General features: G+C 70.5%; 16 protein-coding genes. 8 read left to right on the top strand and 8 right to left on the bottom strand.

Annotation, left to right across the window (positions count from 1 at the left end):
- Window positions 1–5: 5 nt before the first annotated feature.
- The 8 genes from AC0IWM_RS01335 to chrA all read left to right on the top strand — a co-directional run bounded on the left by AC0IWM_RS01335 (window position 6) and on the right by chrA (window position 10,366).
- Window positions 6–1,061, top strand: coding sequence for a branched-chain amino acid ABC transporter permease (locus tag AC0IWM_RS01335; protein WP_471752719.1), 1,056 nt, complete (start codon window positions 6–8; stop codon window positions 1,059–1,061).
- Window positions 1,058–1,846: an ABC transporter ATP-binding protein gene (locus AC0IWM_RS01330; protein ID WP_471752718.1), complete on the top strand. Its 789-nt coding sequence runs from the start codon at window positions 1,058–1,060 to the stop codon at window positions 1,844–1,846. Before AC0IWM_RS01335 ends, AC0IWM_RS01330 begins: the two co-directional genes overlap by 4 nt.
- Entirely contained in the window at window positions 1,843–2,556 is a 714-nt protein-coding gene (locus AC0IWM_RS01325; RefSeq protein ID WP_471752717.1) for an ABC transporter ATP-binding protein, read from the top strand. Before AC0IWM_RS01330 ends, AC0IWM_RS01325 begins: the two co-directional genes overlap by 4 nt.
- 23 nt (window positions 2,557–2,579) lie before the next feature.
- Window positions 2,580–3,827: an allantoate amidohydrolase gene (locus AC0IWM_RS01320; protein ID WP_471752716.1), complete on the top strand. Its 1,248-nt coding sequence runs from the start codon at window positions 2,580–2,582 to the stop codon at window positions 3,825–3,827.
- A 28-nt stretch (window positions 3,828–3,855) separates the two neighbouring features.
- Window positions 3,856–5,343: a M81 family metallopeptidase gene (locus AC0IWM_RS01315; protein WP_471752715.1), complete on the top strand. Its 1,488-nt coding sequence runs from the start codon at window positions 3,856–3,858 to the stop codon at window positions 5,341–5,343.
- Between the two features lie 30 nt (window positions 5,344–5,373).
- Window positions 5,374–6,165 (top strand): FadR/GntR family transcriptional regulator, encoded by a 792-nt coding sequence (locus AC0IWM_RS01310; RefSeq protein WP_471752714.1) that lies wholly within the window; start codon window positions 5,374–5,376, stop codon window positions 6,163–6,165.
- Window positions 6,166–6,778: 613 nt separating this feature from the next.
- Window positions 6,779–8,851, top strand: coding sequence for a right-handed parallel beta-helix repeat-containing protein (locus tag AC0IWM_RS01305; protein WP_471752713.1), 2,073 nt, complete (start codon window positions 6,779–6,781; stop codon window positions 8,849–8,851).
- Window positions 8,852–9,103: 252 nt separating this feature from the next.
- On the top strand, window positions 9,104–10,366 hold the full coding sequence (gene chrA, locus AC0IWM_RS01300; protein ID WP_471753087.1) for a chromate efflux transporter: 1,263 nt from the start codon (window positions 9,104–9,106) through the stop codon (window positions 10,364–10,366).
- 3 nt (window positions 10,367–10,369) lie between these two features.
- Here chrA and soxA read toward each other — a convergent pair whose 3' ends face one another.
- The 8 genes from soxA to AC0IWM_RS01260 are packed head-to-tail and all read right to left on the bottom strand — an operon-like array spanning window position 10,370 to window position 16,608.
- Window positions 10,370–11,122, bottom strand: a complete 753-nt coding sequence (soxA, locus tag AC0IWM_RS01295; RefSeq protein WP_471753086.1) for a sulfur oxidation c-type cytochrome SoxA — start codon at window positions 11,120–11,122, stop codon at window positions 10,370–10,372.
- Window positions 11,123–11,139: 17 nt separating this feature from the next.
- The gene (soxZ, locus tag AC0IWM_RS01290) at window positions 11,140–11,460 is read right to left on the bottom strand and encodes a thiosulfate oxidation carrier complex protein SoxZ (RefSeq protein WP_471752712.1); all 321 of its coding nucleotides are present in this window, start codon (window positions 11,458–11,460) and stop codon (window positions 11,140–11,142) included.
- Window positions 11,461–11,466: 6 nt separating this feature from the next.
- Window positions 11,467–11,943, bottom strand: a complete 477-nt coding sequence (locus AC0IWM_RS01285; protein WP_471752711.1) for a SoxY-related AACIE arm protein — start codon at window positions 11,941–11,943, stop codon at window positions 11,467–11,469.
- Window positions 11,940–12,419, bottom strand: coding sequence for a sulfur oxidation c-type cytochrome SoxX (soxX, locus tag AC0IWM_RS01280; RefSeq protein WP_471752710.1), 480 nt, complete (start codon window positions 12,417–12,419; stop codon window positions 11,940–11,942). Before soxX ends, AC0IWM_RS01285 begins: the two co-directional genes overlap by 4 nt.
- A gap of 5 nt (window positions 12,420–12,424) precedes the next feature.
- Window positions 12,425–13,675: an FCSD flavin-binding domain-containing protein gene (locus AC0IWM_RS01275; RefSeq protein WP_471752709.1), complete on the bottom strand. Its 1,251-nt coding sequence runs from the start codon at window positions 13,673–13,675 to the stop codon at window positions 12,425–12,427.
- Window positions 13,672–13,953: a c-type cytochrome gene (locus AC0IWM_RS01270; RefSeq protein ID WP_471752708.1), complete on the bottom strand. Its 282-nt coding sequence runs from the start codon at window positions 13,951–13,953 to the stop codon at window positions 13,672–13,674. Before AC0IWM_RS01270 ends, AC0IWM_RS01275 begins: the two co-directional genes overlap by 4 nt.
- Entirely contained in the window at window positions 13,953–16,136 is a 2,184-nt protein-coding gene (locus AC0IWM_RS01265; protein ID WP_471752707.1) for a xanthine dehydrogenase family protein molybdopterin-binding subunit, read from the bottom strand. The genes AC0IWM_RS01270 and AC0IWM_RS01265 overlap by 1 nt, the downstream gene beginning before the upstream one ends.
- 10 nt (window positions 16,137–16,146) lie before the next feature.
- Entirely contained in the window at window positions 16,147–16,608 is a 462-nt protein-coding gene (locus AC0IWM_RS01260; protein WP_471752706.1) for a (2Fe-2S)-binding protein, read from the bottom strand.
- Window positions 16,609–16,925: the final 317 nt, after the last annotated feature.

The raw sequence follows: 16,925 nt of genomic DNA, 5'->3' as shown, positions 1-16,925 counted from the left end.
TGGCGATGATTCCCCTTCTCGACCGGCCCCTGGTGCAGTTCGGCCTCGCGGTCGCGACCGTGCTGATCCTGCCGCTCGCCATGCGCTCCGGCACGCTGGCCAGCGAGATCCTGATCTACGGGCTGGCGGTCGCCGCCTGCAACCTGCTGCTGGGCTACACCGGCCTCCTCTCCTTCGGCCAGGGCATCTTCTTCGGCCTGGGCAGCTACGTCGCCGGTCTCGGCCTCGTCCGGGCCGGCCTGCCGGCCCCCGTCATGCTGCTGCTGTCGCTGGCGCTCGGCGCCCTGGTGGCGGCCGCGGTGGGCTGGGTCTCGATCCGGCGCCAGGGCGTCTACTTCGTGATGCTGACGCTCGCCTTCTCACAGATGTTCTACTTCCTGGCCTACACCTTCAGCGGCCTCACCGGCGGCGACAACGGCCTCCTCGACATCCCGCGCCCGCGCCTCGCCGGCACGGTCCTGTCCGATCCCTGGACCTACTACGCCTTCGTGGCCGTGCTCTTCCTCGCGCTCTTCGCCGCCCTGCAGCGGGTCGCGCTCTCGACCTTCGGGCGCACCCTGCTCGCCATCCGCGACAACGAGGGCCGGGCCGGGGCGATCGGCTATCCGGTGCGCGCCTTCAAGGTCGCGGCCTTCGCGATCTCCGGCGCGGTCACCGCCTTCGCGGGCGCGCTCCACGCCATGCTGATCGGCGTCGCGCCGCTCTCGAACATCGACTACCACACCAGCGAGACCCTGCTGATCATGACGATCATCGGCGGCAGCGCGAACCTGTTCGCCTCGCTCCTCGGAGCCGGCGCTTACCTGCTCGCCGCCGACGCCCTCTCGGCGATCTGGCCGCGCTGGCTCCTGCTGCTCGGGCTCCTCCTCATCGTCATCACGCTGTTCCTGCAGCGCGGCCTCTGGGGCCTGATCGAGCGCGCCGTCGCCCTCGTGACGCGGGCGCCGCCGCCCGACGACCCCGCGCCCGACCGCCCGGTGGTGGCGAACCCCGAGGTCGCCCCCGTGGCGGAAGGGGTTCCCGCGATCGAGGCCGGCCGCGCTCCGGAGGTCGCCCGATGAGCGCGCCGATCCTCGCCACCGACGCCTTGAGCGTCCGCTACGGCAGCTTCGTCGCCCTGCAGGACGTGACCCTGCGCATCGCCGAGAACAGCGTCCACTCGATCATCGGCCCGAACGGCGCCGGCAAGACCACCCTGTTCCATGCGCTGACCGGCCGGATCACGCCCTCGGCCGGGCGCATCACCCTGGCGGGCCGGGACATCACCCGCACCGCCGACCACGAGCGCGTGCGCCTCGGCCTCGCCCGCTCCTTCCAGGTGACCAGCCTTTTCCCGACCCTGAGCGTTCGCGAGAACCTGCGGCTGGCCGCGCAGGGAAAGACGCCCTGGCAGGCGCTGGCCCCCTGGCGCCGGGCCGAGGCGAACCGGCCGGCGCTGGCGGTTGCCGAGGCGATGCTGGAGCGCCTCGACCTCGCCCGGGTGGCCTTGCGCGCCGCCGGCGCACTCTCGCACGGCCAGCAGCGGCGCCTCGAAGTCGGCATGGCCATGGCGGCGGCCCCGAAGGTCATCCTCCTCGACGAGCCGACCTCCGGCATGGGCATCGACGACATCGGCGCGATGACGGCGCTGATCCGCGACCTCGGCCGCGACCACACCGTCCTGTTCATCGAGCACAACATGGGCATCGTCATGAACATCTCCGACACCGTGACGGTGATGCGCGCCGGCCGGGTTCTGGTGGAGGGGCCGCCGGCCCGGGTCCGCGACGACCCGGAGGTGCGCCGGGCCTATCTCGGCAACATGATCACCGGCGACCTCACGCCCGCCCGGGCGCACGTCTCGTGAGCGGCCCGGTCGCCCTCAGCCTGGACGGGGTCCAGGGCTTCTACGGCAAGAGCCACATCCTCCAGGGCGTCAGCCTGGAGGTGCGCGACGGCGAGATCGTCTGCCTGCTCGGGCGCAACGGCGCTGGCAAGACCTCGACGCTGAAGGCGATCAGCGGCCTCCTGCCCCCGCGCGGCGGCCGGGTGCGCTTCCACGGCGCCGACGTGGCGGGCTGGCCCGCCCACCGCATCGCCCGGGCCGGCCTCACCCTCGTGCCGGAGGATCGCGGCATCTTCAGCCTCCTCAGCGTCGCGGAGAACCTGGCCATCGCCGTGCGCAAGGGCTCGCCCTGGGGCCTGCGGGACATCTTCACGATGTTCCCGCGCCTGGAGGAGCGCCGCCGCAACGGGGGCGCGCAGCTCTCGGGCGGCGAGCAGCAGATGCTGTCGATCGCCCGTGCCCTGCTCTCCGGGCCGAAGCTCCTCATGCTCGACGAGCCGGTGGAGGGCCTCGCCCCCGTCATCGTCGAGGAGATCGTCGCCCAGATCCGGGCCATCCGCGACGCCGGGGTCCCGATCCTGCTGGTGGAGCAGAACCTCGCGGTCTGCACGAGCCTTGCAGACCGCCACTACATCCTCGAACTCGGCCGCGTCGCCTACGCGGCCGGCAATGCCGACTTCGTCGCCGACGAGGCGGCGCGCGACCGCTTCCTCGGCGTGAAGGCGGCGTGAGCAGAACGGAATCCGGGACACAGATGTCGAACCTCACCATCAACGCCGAGCGCCTCTGGGACAGCCTGACCGAGACCGCCGCCATCGGCGCCACCCCCGACGGCGGCATCGCCCGCCTGACGCTCAGCGACGAGGACCGCCGGGTGCGCGACTGGCTGCGGAGCCAGGTCGAGGCGCTCGGCTGCACCCTCACGGTGGATGCGGTCGGCAACATGTTCGCCCTGCGCCCCGGCCGGAACCCGGAGCTGAAGCCGATCGCCTTGGGCAGCCACCTCGACACCCAGCCCACCGGCGGCAAGTTCGACGGCGTGCTCGGCGTGCTGGCCGGGCTCGAGGTGCTGCGCACCCTCGACGGGGCCGGCTACGTCACCGAGGCGCCGCTCCTGCTGGTGAACTGGACCAACGAGGAGGGCGCGCGCTTCGCCCCCGCCATGCTGGGCTCCGGCGTCTATGCGGGCATCTATGACGGAGACTGGGCCGAGGCGCGCCAGGACAGCGCCGGCACGTGCTTCGGCGCGGCCCTCGACGCCATCGGCTATCGCGGCGAGGCCCGGCCCGGTTCGGTGCCGTTCGGCGCGATGTTCGAGCTGCACATCGAGCAGGGCCCGATCCTGGAGGCGGAGGGCGCCACCATCGGCGTTGTGCAGGGCGTGCAGGGCATGCGCTGGTACGAGGTCACCCTGGAGGGCCAGTCCGCCCATACGGGCTCGACGCCGATGCCGATGCGGCGCAACGCGCTCGTCGGCGCCGCCCGCCTGGTCGAGGCGGTGGATGCCGCCGCCCAGGCGCATGCCCCCGACGCGGTCGGCACCGTCGGCCACCTCACGGTGACGCCGAACTCCAACAACGTCATCCCGGGCCACGTCTTCCTCACCGTGGACCTGCGCCACCCGCAGGACGCGGTGCTCGACGCCATGGAGGCGGCCCTGCGCGACGCCCTCGACCGCGTCACGGCCGGCCTCTCGCTCACGGGCACGCTCCAGGTCATCGCCCGGACCGCCCCCGTCGCCTTCGATCCCGGCTGCATCGCCTCCGTCCGGCGCGCGGCCGAGAAGGGCGGCCACGTCACCCGCGACATGGTCTCGGGGGCCGGGCACGACGCCGCCCACGTCGCCGCCCTGGTGCCCACCACCATGGTGTTCGTGCCGAGCGCCGGCGGTCTCAGCCACAACCCGGCCGAATCGACCGCCCCGTCCGAGTGCGCCGCCGGCGCGCAGGTCCTGCTCGACGCGGTGCTCGACTACGATTCCCGCCTGTCCCCCGCGGCCTGATCCCGATCCCAGCAAGGCTTCGAAGCGCATGCGTATCGTCACCGCCCGGGTGAACCACGAGACCAACACCTTCTCGCCCCTGGCGACCCCGCTGGCCGCCTTCGACCCGCTCTGGGGCGAGGCGGCCCTGGCGGCGGGGCGCGACAGCACCACGGCGCTCGGCGCCTTCATCCGCTTCGGGGAGGCACGCGGCGCCACCGTCGCGGTGCCGGTCTCGGCCCATGCCAACCCGAGCGGCCCGGTGGCGGACGCGGCCTTCGAGGCGCTCGCCGCGGCGATCCTCGATGCGATCCGCCCCGGCTGCGACGCCATCCTCCTCGACCTGCACGGGGCGATGGTGACGCGGAGCCACGACGACGGCGAGGGCGAGCTCCTGGCCCGCATCCGCACCCTGGCGCCCGGCGTGCCGCTCGGCGTCGCCCTCGACCTCCACGGCAACATCACCGACCGGATGGTGGCGAACTGCGACGCGATCGCCGGCTTCAAGACCTACCCGCACGTGGACATGGCCGAGACGGGGGAGCGGGTGGCCGGCATCGTCGGGCGCATGCTCGACGAGGGCCTGGCGCCACGCCGGGCCTGGGTCCATCCGCCGATGCTCGCCCACACCCTGCGCATGGACACCCGCGTGCCCGGCCCGATGCGGGAGGCCGTGACGGCCGCCCGGGCGGCGGAGGCCCGGCCCGGCGTGCTCGCCGCGACGATCTTCGGCGGATTCTCCCTGGCCGACCTCGCCGAGGCCGGCGTCTCCGTCACGGTCACGGCGGAGACGCAAGGCGCCGCCGACGCGGCGGCCCGCGACCTCGCGGCCGGGCTCTGGGAGACGCGCGACGACTTCGTCTACGCGGAGGCGCCGCTGGCCGCGTCCATCGCGGCGGCGCAGGCGGCGCTGGCCGGTCCGGGGGTCGGTCCCGTGCTCCTCCTCGACCACGGCGACAACTGCATGTCGGGCGGCACCTGCGACGTGATGGACGTCCTCGCCGCCGCCCTGGCGGCCGGGATGGACGGCATCGTCGCCGGCCCGATCTGCGATCCGGAGGCCGTCGCGGCCCTGCACGCGGCGGGCGTCGGCGCCCGGGTCGAACGCGGCCTCGGCAACCGCGTGGCCCTGCCGGGCTTCGAACGCCAAGCCCCCCTCCCCGTCACCGGGACGGTGACGGCCCTGGGCGACGGCGAATACGTCATCACCGGCCCGACCTATACGGGCCAGCGCTGCCGCATGGGCCGGGCGGCGGTGCTCGACACGGGTGCGGCCCGCATCCTCGTCACGGAGGAGCCGCACGAGCCCTGGGACCTCGGCGTGTTCACGGGCTCGGGCCTCGACCCGGCCGCGGCCCAGGTGCTGATCCTGAAGTCGCGGATGTATTGCCGCCCGGTCTTCGAGCCCATCGCCCGGGCGGTGGTGGAATGCGCGAGCCGGGGCGTCACCAGCTCCGATTACGGGCTGTTCCCCTTCGCCAAGCTCGCCCGCCCGATCTTCCCGCTCGATGCCGGCGTGGCCTGGACGCCGCGATGAGCCGGATTCCCCGATGAGCAAGGTCCCCCGATGAGCACGCCGGAGGCGGACGGCCCGCCCGCGCCGATGCGGCGGATCAAGCTGTCGGACCAGATCGCGGAGGATCTCTGCAACCGGATCGCCCGCGAGCGGCTGGCCCCCGGCGACCGCCTGCCGAACGAGCGCGCCCTGATGCAGCATTACGGCTGCGCCAAGGGCACGATCCGCGAGGCCCTGAAGGCCCTGGAGGTCCAGGGGCTGGTGACGATGCAGTCCGGTCCCAATGGCGGCCCGGAGATCCGCCCGATCTCGGTGGACGCCGCCGCGCAGCAGCTGCGCCGGTTCCTGCATTTCCAGGAGCTCGACTTCGCCCAGGTCTACGCCCTGCGCCGCAGCCTGGAGGTGACGCTCGGCGTCAGCGTGGTCGGTCGCCTCGGCGAGGCGGAGTTCCGCCGCCTGGAGGAGAACATGGCCGCCTCGGAGGCCGCCAATGCCGGCGATGGCCGGGGTATCGGCCGGGTGGTCGAGGTCGATTTCCACGACATCCTGTGCGACGCCAGCGACAACCCGCTGCTGGCCTTCATGTGCCGGTTCCTGAACAGCCTGCTGCGCGACCTCGTGGAGTTCCGCAGCGACAGCCTCACCGAGCACGAGGCCTTCGGCGCCCACAACCTCGCCAGCCACCGCGCCCTCGTGGCCGCCTACCGCGCCGAGGACGCCGAGGCCGTCCGCCGCGAGATGCACGACCACATGTGCTGCGCCGAGCACTTCATGCAGCGCCTCGACGCCAAGTTCCGCAAGGACCTGCTGAGCCGGCGGGGGGCGAACGGCGCGGGGTCGTGAGCGGACGCGGATACGTCCGCTGACGCGGAGATCTGTGCATCGGCGAGACCGCCCCGGCCGCCGGATCCGGGCGACCATGTCCACCGGCGGCAGCGGCATCGACAGGGCTCGTCTTGAACGTTGCTCGGTCCGTCGGCGACGACGAGCATCATTCCGGGTGCGGCAAAATGCCTTTTGCGCCGCGACGTCTGTATTGAGGCGCGGAGTGATCGCCGCGTTTTGCAAAACGACTTGGGGTGCCCGCTTTGCTGCGGGTACCAATGGCTAAGCTAAGACTGATTGGCCGCTCTCGCACGTGCGAATATCTCACACCGCAGCTGCGAGCCTCCCCGGCCCCAGCCTCCACTCATATTTCCGTGCTGCTTCTCTCTCAAGGAACAGAATTCCTAATGTATTTGCTGTTCTTACACATATATTCCCCGGATTAGAGTAATCTATTCTTTATAAAAATCTGCTTGATTGTACAGTTTTTACAAATATGCTGCACATTCTGTTTGAGCACATGCGTTTCACAGCAAAACATCTTGGCTCGACAAGATGTTTTGCAAATTTGCATTTCTGTGCAGAAAGCGAGCGCGATCGCACGGAAGCACGCCAGCGAACGGACGTTATCGTGACGATCTACTACATCGACAAGTCTTCCAAGTTTGCTTCGGACCGAAATCTCGGCACATCGGCAGCGGCCCCCCTCTCCAGCCTCGAGGCGGTCAACAAGCTCAAGCTTCAGGCCGGTGACACCGTCGCCTTCAAGGCCGGCACCGCCTACAATGCCTCGGCGGCGGGCACGGGCGCGCTCACCATCACCGCCTCCGGCACCGAGAAGGCCCCGATCACCTTCACCACCTACGGCACGGGGCCGGCCGCCACGATCGCCAACAGCGCGGCGGGTTACTCCGACGCCATCAACGTGGCCAACGCCAAGTACGTCGTCATCGACGGGCTGACGATCACGGGCGCCGCGCAGGCGGGCGTCAACGTCACCAAGTCGGCCAGCCACATCACGATCCGGAACGTGGAGGCGAGCCAGGTCGGCGAGGGCGTGATGCTCAACGGCACCGACAACCTCGTCACGCGCAGCTACTTTCACGATCTGAAGATGATCAAGAACACGGCCAACGTGTACGACGACGATTACGGCGCGGTCGGCGTGATGATCGGCAACAGCAACAACGAGGTCTCGTACACCAAGATCGTCAACGCCAAGGCGCCGAGCTTCGACTACGGCCACGATGGCGGCGGCATCGAGCTGTTCGGTACGATGGACAACGTCAAGATCCACCACAACTGGATCGAGAACACCGTCGGCTTCATCGAGGCCGGCGGTTACAAGAACGCTCTGACGAACATCTCCATCACGAACAACGTCAGCCTGAACAACAACGGCTTCGTGGACATCCACAACGGCGGCGGCAACTTCGCCAGCACGTTCAAGAATGTGGACCTATCTCACAATACGATTGTCGAGCAGAAAAACACTGCCAAGAGCCTGGCAAGCGTTTTCCTGGATGCCGCCTACAAGGCAGGACAGCTTTCTTTCCATGACAGTATTATCTACCTGAATGCTGGCGACTCCTTTTTCAAGCAGTCCGGCGCTTATCATAGCAACAACGTCTTCTATAAACTTTCGAGCGCAACGCATCTCTACAATGATTGGGGCATGACGCTCGGGAGCGGCGAAAAATTCGCAACGCTCGCATCCGCCGGCACGTCCTCGATCGTCCAGGCCCTCGCGGCGCAGTCGGGCGGCGCCGGGTCGACGCTCGTCGCCGCGACGCAAACGGGGCCGGCCTCCGCCGCATCGCACGCCGTGACGGGGATGATGCCGACATCCGCCTCGACCCAGATCGCCACGCCCGCCTCGACCCTCGAGCCCGCTCTCAAACAGGCCGCGGCACCAGCGCCGATCCCGAGCGAACTGGCCCGAACGGAGCGTGCGCTCGTCGACGGGGACCGGGTCACGTCCACCTACGACGCCTCCGGCAAACTCGCCAGCAAGGTCGTGCAGCACGCCGACACGTCCTACGACGTCTATGTCGACGGCCTGGCCGGCAAGGCCTACGCCTCGGCTCACACGCGCTACGACGGGGCCGGCAAGATCGTCCTGCAGGAGCAGTTCCGTGACGATGGCAGCCTGATGATGCGCAAGATCATCGGGACGGACATCACCACTGAGACCTACGACGCCGACGGCGCGGCCATCAGGACAGTGGTTCAGCACCCGAACAAGACCTCCGATGTCTACCTGGCCGGCCTCACCGGCAAGGACCATGTCGCCGAACACGCCAGCTACGCTGCCAATGGCAAGATCGGCTTCGTCGACCGGACGAAACCGGACGGTTCGCATATCCAGACCGCCTATCAGGCCGATCAGACGCTGGTTTCCACGCCCGGCGTGAGCGACACCCTCAAGAGCGCCGGCGGCGATACGTTCGTGTTCGCGTCCGGCTTCGGACGGGACACGATCACGGGATTCCATGCGGGCTCGGGCAGCAGACACGACATCCTGCGGCTGGACAAGGCTCAGGTCTCGAGCTTCGCGGCGCTTCAGGATCACATGACGGATGCGGGAGCCGATACCCTGCTGACGCTGAGTGCCCACGACACGATCCTACTCAAGGGCGTGGAGAAGGCTCTGCTGACGGCCGAGAACGTCCATATCCAGGATCACGGCCTGCTTCACGCCTGATCCGGGGGAGACCGGCCGGCGGGGGAGCGGGTTGGCGCGGGCCCGGCAGGGCGCGGCGGAGCGTGTCCGGCCGGACGGCTTCGTCGAGGTCGCCTCGACCGTCGCGTCCCGCATCGGCGGAGCGGCCGCGCCGACGTCGCCGGAGGATGAAGCCAGTCCCGCCATGGCATCCGGCCCCCGATCCGGTACAGGTTGCGCATCGGGCCGACCGGCCCGGCCAGCATATCGGACGGCGGGGAGCGACGGGTGATTCTGCAGGGACAGCCCCCGGAGCCGGCCATCCGCTCGGGTTCGACCGTCGGCCGGCCCGCCGAGGTGTTCCGCGTGTTCTTGAAGCTCGGCCTGACGTCCTTCGGCGGCCCGATCGCGCATCTCGGTTACTTCCGGGAGGAGCTGGTGCATCGGCGGCGCTGGATCGACGAGGCGGGCTATGCCGACCTCGTGGCCCTGTGCCAGTTCCTGCCGGGGCCGGCCTCGAGCCAGGTCGGATTCTCCCTCGGGCTGCTGCGGGGCGGCGGGCTCCTCGGCGGACTCGCCGCCTGGACGGCCTTCACGCTGCCCTCCGCCCTGGTGCTCCTCGCCTTCGCCCTCGGGGCCGGTTCCCTGACGGGACCATGGGCGGAGGCCGTGCTGCACGGCCTCAAGCTCGTGGCCGTGGCGGTGGTGGCCCAGGCCGTCTGGGGCATGGCCCGGGCGCTCACCCCGGACCGTCCCCGCGCCGGCATCGCCGTCGCGGCGCTGCTGGGGGTCGTCTTCCTGCCCGGGGCCGTCGGTCAGGTGCTGGTGATCGCCCTCGGCGCCGCGGCGGGGCTGCTCCTGTGCCGGGCCGAGCCCATGGCGACCGGCGGCCACCGCCTGGCGGTGCCGGTCTCGCGCCGGGCCGGCGCGGCGGCGCTCATCCTGTTCGGGGGGCTGCTCGTCGGCCCGGCTCTCCTCGTGCCGGCCCTGGTCGCACAGAGCGGCGGCGCCGGTCCGGCGGGCCAGGGGCTCGCCCTGTTCGACGCCTTCTACCGCTCGGGCGCCCTGGTGTTCGGCGGCGGCCACGTCGTGCTGCCGCTGCTGCAGGCGGAGGTGGTCGGCACCGGCTGGATCGACCCGGCCCGGTTCCTGGCCGGCTACGGCGCCGCCCAGGCGGTGCCGGGGCCGCTCTTCACCGTGGCGGCCTATCTCGGCGCCGCGGTCGGGCCGGCGCCGCACGGCCTCCTCGGGGCGGCCATCGCCCTGGTGGCGATCTTCCTGCCGGGGCTGCTCTTGGTTTACGGCGCCCTGCCTTACTGGGACGGCCCGCGCGCCCGGCCCCTTGCCCAGGCGGCGATGCGCGGCACCAACGCCGCCGTGGTCGGCATCCTGGGAGCCGCCCTCTACGATCCCGTCTGGGTCAGCGCCGTGGGCAATGCCCGCGACTTCGCCCTCGCGGTCCTGGCCTTCGTGCTGCTCACCGTGGGGCGGGCGCCGCCCTGGATCGTCGTCCTCGTCACCGCGGCCGGCGGGCTGGTGCTGGCCCAGTTCGGCTGAGGCTCACGGGCGCACCGCCGGGGTCTCGACCGGCAGGGGCGCGGCCCGGTCCATGAGGTAGCGCTCTAGGGCGACGAAGTCCGCCGCCCCGTAGGCGAAGGGCTCGGCCCGCATCCCCGTCATGCAGTTGCGCAGCCGCCGCTGCACCGAGCCGACCCCCTGCCATTCGAGGCGGTAGAGCGGGTAGCCGGTCGGGTGTCCCTGCGGGATCAGTGCCGCGCCCAGGCGGCGCCCGTGATGGTCGTCGTGGCAGGCGGCGCAGGACAGTCCGAGCTGGCCCATGCGCTGCGTGAACAGCGCCCGGCCGGCCGCCCGGGCGGGGCCGAGGCGGGGATCGTCCAGGACCGTGATCGGCAGGCCCGCGGATTGGGCGGCGACGTAGGCGGTGAGCCCGAGGAGCTCGCGGCTCTCGTACGGGTAGGGCTCCGCGCCCTGGTGGCGCCGGCGGCAGGCGTTGATCCGGCCCTGGAGGTCGATCGGAGCCGCGGTCTCAGCGTCCCAGGCCGGGTAGCGGGCGGCGACGCCGCGCATCGTGGCCGCCGCCTCGCCGTGGCAACCCGCGCAGGCGGGCCGGTCCGGGGCCGGCGGCCTGCCCCAGAGGTCGGCGCCGTCCTCGAGCCAGAGCAGGGCCGGGTTCGCCATCCCGTCGCGCTGCATCGCCTGGATGTCCGGGCTCATGGTCTCGAAGCCCGAGCGCCGCTCGGCCGGCGGGATCTCGGCCGCCCGCGCCGGTCCCGCCGCCAGGGCCGCGAGCATCAGGAGCGCGAGCCGCCTCACGTCACCGTCAAGGTCGCGGTCTCGGTCTGCGCAAATCCGTTGTCGCCGCGCCAGGTCAGGGTGAGCGTGCCCGTCCGCGTCGCCCGCAGGGTGAAGGTCAGGTAGGGGTTGGCGGCGGTCGCGGGAAACAGCTCGGCCCGGAACACCGTCTCGCCGTCGTAGAGGCAGGTGAACTCGGTGATGATGTCCCGCGGGCGGATGCGCCCGTCGGCCCCCGGCCGGAAGCCGGTCTCCATCGGGTGGGAGATCAGGGTCTTGATCGTGACGACCTCGCCGGCCTGGGCGGTCTTCGGAACGTTGATCAGGGTGCGGGCCATGGCGGCTCAGCCCTCCAGGCAGGCGGCGAGGGTGACGATAGCGTCGGCCGTGGTCGACCAGTAGCGCCCGTCGCTGGTCTCCGCGATGGCGGTGATGCGCTGCGTGTCGGCCAGCCGGATGCGGGTCGTGATCGCGGCGCGACCTCCACGCGACCCCAGGTATACGGTGATGACATTCGGCTGCGGATTCTTGTCGTTGAACACCGCGATGCGGCGGACATGGTCCTCCGGGGTCATGGGGCTGTCCACCGTCACGGCGATCGTCACCGCGTTGCCGTTCTCGACCAGCGGCGGCAGGTCGAGCCGGATGCGTCCCGGATGGATCTCGGCGTCGCCCGCGAAGCGCCGGATGGCCTCGGCCGTGCTCTCGGTGCGGATGGCGGCCCCGGCCGCCACCGGGCGCAGGGCGAGCGTCGCGGCGAGGCCCGGCCCGAGGGCGAGGAGGCGGCGGCGGCTCGGGGCGTGGGGTGTCTGCGGGCTCACGGCGCCGGCCTCTCCGAAGGGGTGTCGCGCAGGGTCGCCAAAAAGGCGACGATGTCCTCGATCTCCTGAGGTTCCAGCACCGGCCGGCCCCGCCAGGCCGCACCGACCCGCGTGGTACCCGCGAGACTATAATAGGAGGGCATAATGGTGTCCGGGTTCAAGACCTGACCGTCCACGAGGCGCAGGCGCAGGGCGCCGGGCGCCAGCCGGTCGCCGACGCCCGCGAGATCGGGACCGAGATTGCCGGGGAAGCGCTCCTCCGGGAACGGTCCGGCATGGCAGAGCAGGCAGAGCCCCTTCGTGCGGTCGACGACGAGGGCGCGGCCCCGCGCGGGATCGCCCGGCACCCCGGTCAGGCTCGCGGGAATTTCGCGGTCGACGACAACGACGGGGCCCAGGGGCTCGGCGCCCGGTTCTGCCACTGCCTCGGCCCGAGCTGCCAGGATCGTGCAGCCGATCCAGACCCATCCGGCCACCCGCCTCACCCGAAGACCTGCCGAGTGATCGTGCGGTACCAGTCGGCGGCATAGAGCGCTTCCTGCTCGCGCAGGGCCATGGGCGCATCGACAGGGCTGATGCCGCCGGCGCCCTCCACATCGGCGAGGACACCGCCGGCCGGGTGGTAGACGCCCGCGACCGAGATCCCGTATCCGGGCGCCACCAGGCTGTAGCAGGTGTTGATCAGCTTCGGCGTCCCGGGCGGGCGCCCGGCCAGGAGGTCGATCACCGCATTGGCGCAGACCTTGGCCTGGGCGTTGGCCGAGAAGGCGGATTTCGGCATCGCCCCAGCGATGGCCGCGTCGCCGATGACGTGGATGCCGGGCACCAGTCGGGATTCGAATGTGACGGGGTCGATCGGGCACCAGCCGCTGCGGTCGGCGACTCCCGCAACAACCGCGATCCGGCCGGCCATCTGGGGCGGGATGATGCAGGCTACGTCAGCCTTGTAGTCCGAGAAGTCGGTACGGACGATCATGGCGTCCGGGTCGACGGCACTGACCTGTCCGCCCTCCGCCAGCGGCACGTATTCGAGCTGGGTCGGATAGAGCGTCTTCCAGGCCGATTGGAACAGGCGCTGCTTCGAGAAGGTGTCCTTGGCGTCGAGGAGGATCAGCTTGGCGCGGGGCTTGGTCGTCTTGAGCACATGGGCGATCAGGCTCGCCCGCTCGTAGGGGCCGGGCGGGCAGCGATAGGGATTGCCCGGCACCGACAGCACCACGGTGCCGCCCTCCGGCATCGCGGCGAGTTGCCGGGCCAGGAGCTGCGTCTGCGCGCCAGCCTTCCAGGCATGGGGCATGCGCTCGGCCGCCGCCGCGTCGTAGCCGGGAATGGCGTCGAAGCGCAGGTCGATCCCCGGCGAGAGCACGAGGCGGTCATAGGCGAGCGCGGTGCCGTCAGCGAGGGTGACTTGGCGCGTACCTGCCTCGATTCCGGTGGCGGCGGCGTGCACCACCCGAATACCCGCACGGGCGAGCCCTTCGTAGCCGAAGCGCTGCGCCGCCATGGGCTGGAGGCCGGCGATGACCTCGTTGCTGAACGGGCAGGAGACGTAGGTCGGGTTCACCTCCAGGAGCGTCACGTCCAGGCCACCACGGTGGAGTACGCGCGCCGCCGTGGCTCCGCCGAAGCCGCCGCCGATCACCACCACCTTCGCGGCGGCCTGGGCCAGGGCCGGCCGCGCCAAGGCGACGGCTGCCCCGGTGGCGAGGAGCGCACGGCGCGTCGTGGTCATGGCTGCCCCTGCCGAGCGAGATAGGCCGCGATGGCCCGGCTCTCGTCGTCCGAGAAGCCCTTGACGATGCGACTCATGACGCTCGCGGGTCGCGCGCCCGAGCGGTACTCTGCCAGCGCCGCCGCGATATCGGCCTCGGGACGGCCCTCGATCGCTCCCATCGCGGCGCCCTCGGCATGGCACCCGGCACAGGAGGTTGCCCCCGGCGGCGGGCGCTCCGCCGCGGCCGACCCGACCGGCCCGGCCAGCAGCCACACAGCGACCACGCTCAGGCGCATCACGCCCTCCGCAGGTCCGTGTTCTTCACCGGCATCTGGCGCACGCGCTTTCCGGTGGCCGCGAAGATCGCGTTCAGCACGGCGGGGGCCGCCACTGCGATGGTGGGTTCGCCGACGCCGCCCCAGAACCCACCCGACGGCATCACGATAGTCTCGACCACCGGCATCTCTTCGAGGCGCATCACCGGATAGGTGTCGAAGTTCGTCTGCTCGATGCGGCCGTCCTTGACCGTGCATTCCTGATAGAGGGCCGCCGACAGACCGTACACGAAGGAGCCCGCGATCTGGGCATCGATCTGCTGCGGATTGAGGGCATGGCCCGGATCGGTAGCTGCGACGATGCGGTGGACCTTGACCGCCCCGTCATCGCCGACCGAGACCTCGGCCACCGCCGCCACGTACGAGCCGAAGCCCATCATCTGAGCGAGGCCGCAGTGGATCCCTTGCGGAGGCTTCGAGCCCCAGCCGGCCTTGTCCGCCACAGCCTGCAGCACCGCCCGGTGCTTGGGATGCTTGTCCATCAGCTTCAGCCGGAAGGCCAGGGGATCCTGCCCCGCCGCATGGGCGAGTTCGTCCATGAAGCATTCGAGGTAGATGGCGTTCGGGTTCATGTTCACGCCGCGCCAGAACCCCGGTGGCACGTGCGGGTTGCGCATCGCGTGATCGACCAGGATGTTCGGGATGGCATAGCCGATCGCCGCCTCGGCGCCGCCGGGATTGAGGCCCTGGAACACCACCGGGTCCTTGCCGTCCACCATCCGGTTCGGCGCCACCGAAACGAGGATCGACTGGCCCGAGATGCGCATGTGCAGCCCGGTGAGGTTGCCGCCCTCGTCGAGGCCGGCGCGCATTCGGCACTGGGTGATCGGATGGTAGCGCCCGTGGGTCATGTCTTCCTCGCGGGTCCAGATCAGCTTGATCGGGGTCCCGGGCATTTCCTTCGCGATGAGGACGGCCTGGCGCAGCCAGTCGTGGGTGGCGCCGCGCCGGCCGAAGCCGCCGCCGAGCAGGAGCTTGTAGACGTCGCACTGGTTTGCCGAGAGGCCGGCGGCCTCGGCGACGGCGGCGAGTGCAGCCTCGCCGTTCTGGGTCGGTGCCCAGGCCTCGCAGCGCTCCGGCGTCCAGCGCACCGTGGCGTTCATAGGCTCCATGGTGGCGTGGTTCTGGAACGGCACGCCGTAGGTCGCCTCCACGACCCGGGCCGCTCCCTTCAGGGCGCTCGCGACGTCTCCGCCCTTGTTGCCCACATAGGCTTCCTCGGCGTCGAGCCCCTCGCGCAGGGTCGCCGCGATGGTCTCGCTCGAGACCTGACCGTTCGGGCCCTCGTCCCAGACGATCGGCAAGGCCTCCACCGCGGTCTTGGCACGCCAGAACGTGTCGGCGATCACCGCCACGCCGGAATCGCCCACTGCCACGACCCTCTTCACGCCCGGCATACCCTCGACCGCCTTGGCGTCGAAGCTCTTCACCGTACCGCCGAAGACCGGGCAGTCGCGGATCGCTGCGTTCAGGAGGCCGGGCATCGTCAGGTCGATGCCGTAGATTTGGCTGCCATCCGTCTTCTCGACGGTGTCGAGACGCTTCACCGGCTTGCCGGCGATGGTCCAGTCCTTCGGATCCTTGAGGACGATGTCCTTCGGTGGCGTGACCTTGGCCGCCTCCATCGCGACCGCGCCGAAGGTGGTGGTGCGGCCGGAATCAATATGGCTGATCACGCCCTTCTCGACGCGGCACTCGGACGGGGTGACGCCCCAGCCCTTGGCGGCGGCCTCGACCAGCATGATGCGGGCGGCCGCCCCCCCCTTGCGGACGTAGTCCTGCGATTCGCGGATGCCGCGGCTGCCGCCAGTGCCGAAATCGCCCCAGACCCGGCCGCGGGCGACGTTCTGGCCCGGCGTCGGGTACTCGGTGACCACCTTCGACCAGTCGCAACCGAGTTCCTCGGCCACGAGTTGGGCGAGGCCCGTGAGGGTGCCCTGCCCCATCTCGGAGCGGGCGATGCGGATGACCACGGTCTCGTCGGGCCTGATCACCACCCATGCGTTGACCTCCGGGGTGAGCGCGGGGGCGCCCCCCTGCGCGGCGGCTTCGGGGAAGGGGACGTGGAAGCCGAGGCTGAGGCCGGCAGCGGCCGTGCCGACCACGAAAGCGCGGCGGGAGAGATTCGTCACGGGGGCGTTCATGGCTCTCTCCTCAACCGGCCTGGCCGCCATCGGCGGCGAGCTTGATACCGGCCAGGACGCGGCTGTAGGTGCCGCAGCGGCAGATATTGGTGATCTCGGAGCGGATCTGCGCCTCGCTGGGGTGCGGGTTCTGGGCCAGCAGCGCCGCCGACGCCATGATCATCCCGGATTGGCAGAAGCCGCATTGCGGTACATCGAGTTCGGCCCAGGCCTTCTGCACCGGGTGCGAGCGATCCTTCGACAGGCCCTCGATCGTCACGATCTTCTGGTCCGGTGCCACGCTGGACACCGGCATCGAACAGGAGCGCACCGCCGTGCCGTCGATATGCACCGTGCAGGCGCCGCACTGGGCGATGCCGCAGCCGTACTTCGTGCCGGTCAGGCCGGCCTGCTCACGGATGACCCAGAGAAGCGGGGTGTCAGGTTCGGCCTCGACCTCGCGGACGGTGCCGTTCAGGTTCAACCGGATCATGCGTTTCCTGCCGTTTCGCCCAGTCGTGAGCCGTGCTCCGCCAGATCTCCGCGGAGGCGGCTCCGTCATTGGAATGGTTGTACGGTGCCGTGGTCGACCAAGTCTACAGCCATTTCTCGCGATAGGACGCTCCCGGATCGAGCCGCGGTACGGCAACGTCTCCGAACGGCATACACCTCACCTTCTCCATCATCCGGTCCATCTACATCGATGCTCGGTACCAACACGTCGGATTTGATGCGAAGATCATCGATGGATCCAGGAACGCAGCCTGCGGCTTCGGCGAAGACTGAATTCCGCCATGCACCAGCGCCCTG

This window comes from Methylobacterium sp. AC433, assembly GCF_979253015.1.
The sequence above is the reverse complement of the archived record's forward strand: the minus strand, read 5'-3'. Positions and strand labels throughout refer to the sequence as shown.

What these genes read in the sequence shown, in the direction of transcription:
- AC0IWM_RS01315 (WP_471752715.1), top strand. Translation starts at nt 3,856, where the DNA reads ATGCGTATCGTCACCGCCCGGGTGAACCACGAGACCAACACCTTCTCG.
- AC0IWM_RS01310 (WP_471752714.1), top strand. Translation starts at nt 5,374, where the DNA reads ATGAGCACGCCGGAGGCGGACGGCCCGCCCGCGCCGATGCGGCGGATC.
- AC0IWM_RS01335 (WP_471752719.1), top strand. Translation starts at nt 6, where the DNA reads ATGATTCCCCTTCTCGACCGGCCCCTGGTGCAGTTCGGCCTCGCGGTC.
- AC0IWM_RS01330 (WP_471752718.1), top strand. Translation starts at nt 1,058, where the DNA reads ATGAGCGCGCCGATCCTCGCCACCGACGCCTTGAGCGTCCGCTACGGC.
- AC0IWM_RS01270 (WP_471752708.1), bottom strand. Translation starts at nt 13,953, where the DNA reads ATGCGCCTGAGCGTGGTCGCTGTGTGGCTGCTGGCCGGGCCGGTCGGG.
- soxZ (WP_471752712.1), bottom strand. Translation starts at nt 11,460, where the DNA reads ATGGCCCGCACCCTGATCAACGTTCCGAAGACCGCCCAGGCCGGCGAG.
- AC0IWM_RS01275 (WP_471752709.1), bottom strand. Translation starts at nt 13,675, where the DNA reads ATGACCACGACGCGCCGTGCGCTCCTCGCCACCGGGGCAGCCGTCGCC.
- AC0IWM_RS01265 (WP_471752707.1), bottom strand. Translation starts at nt 16,136, where the DNA reads ATGAACGCCCCCGTGACGAATCTCTCCCGCCGCGCTTTCGTGGTCGGC.
- AC0IWM_RS01260 (WP_471752706.1), bottom strand. Translation starts at nt 16,608, where the DNA reads ATGATCCGGTTGAACCTGAACGGCACCGTCCGCGAGGTCGAGGCCGAA.
- soxA (WP_471753086.1), bottom strand. Translation starts at nt 11,122, where the DNA reads ATGCTCGCGGCCCTGGCGGCGGGACCGGCGCGGGCGGCCGAGATCCCG.
- AC0IWM_RS01320 (WP_471752716.1), top strand. Translation starts at nt 2,580, where the DNA reads ATGTCGAACCTCACCATCAACGCCGAGCGCCTCTGGGACAGCCTGACC.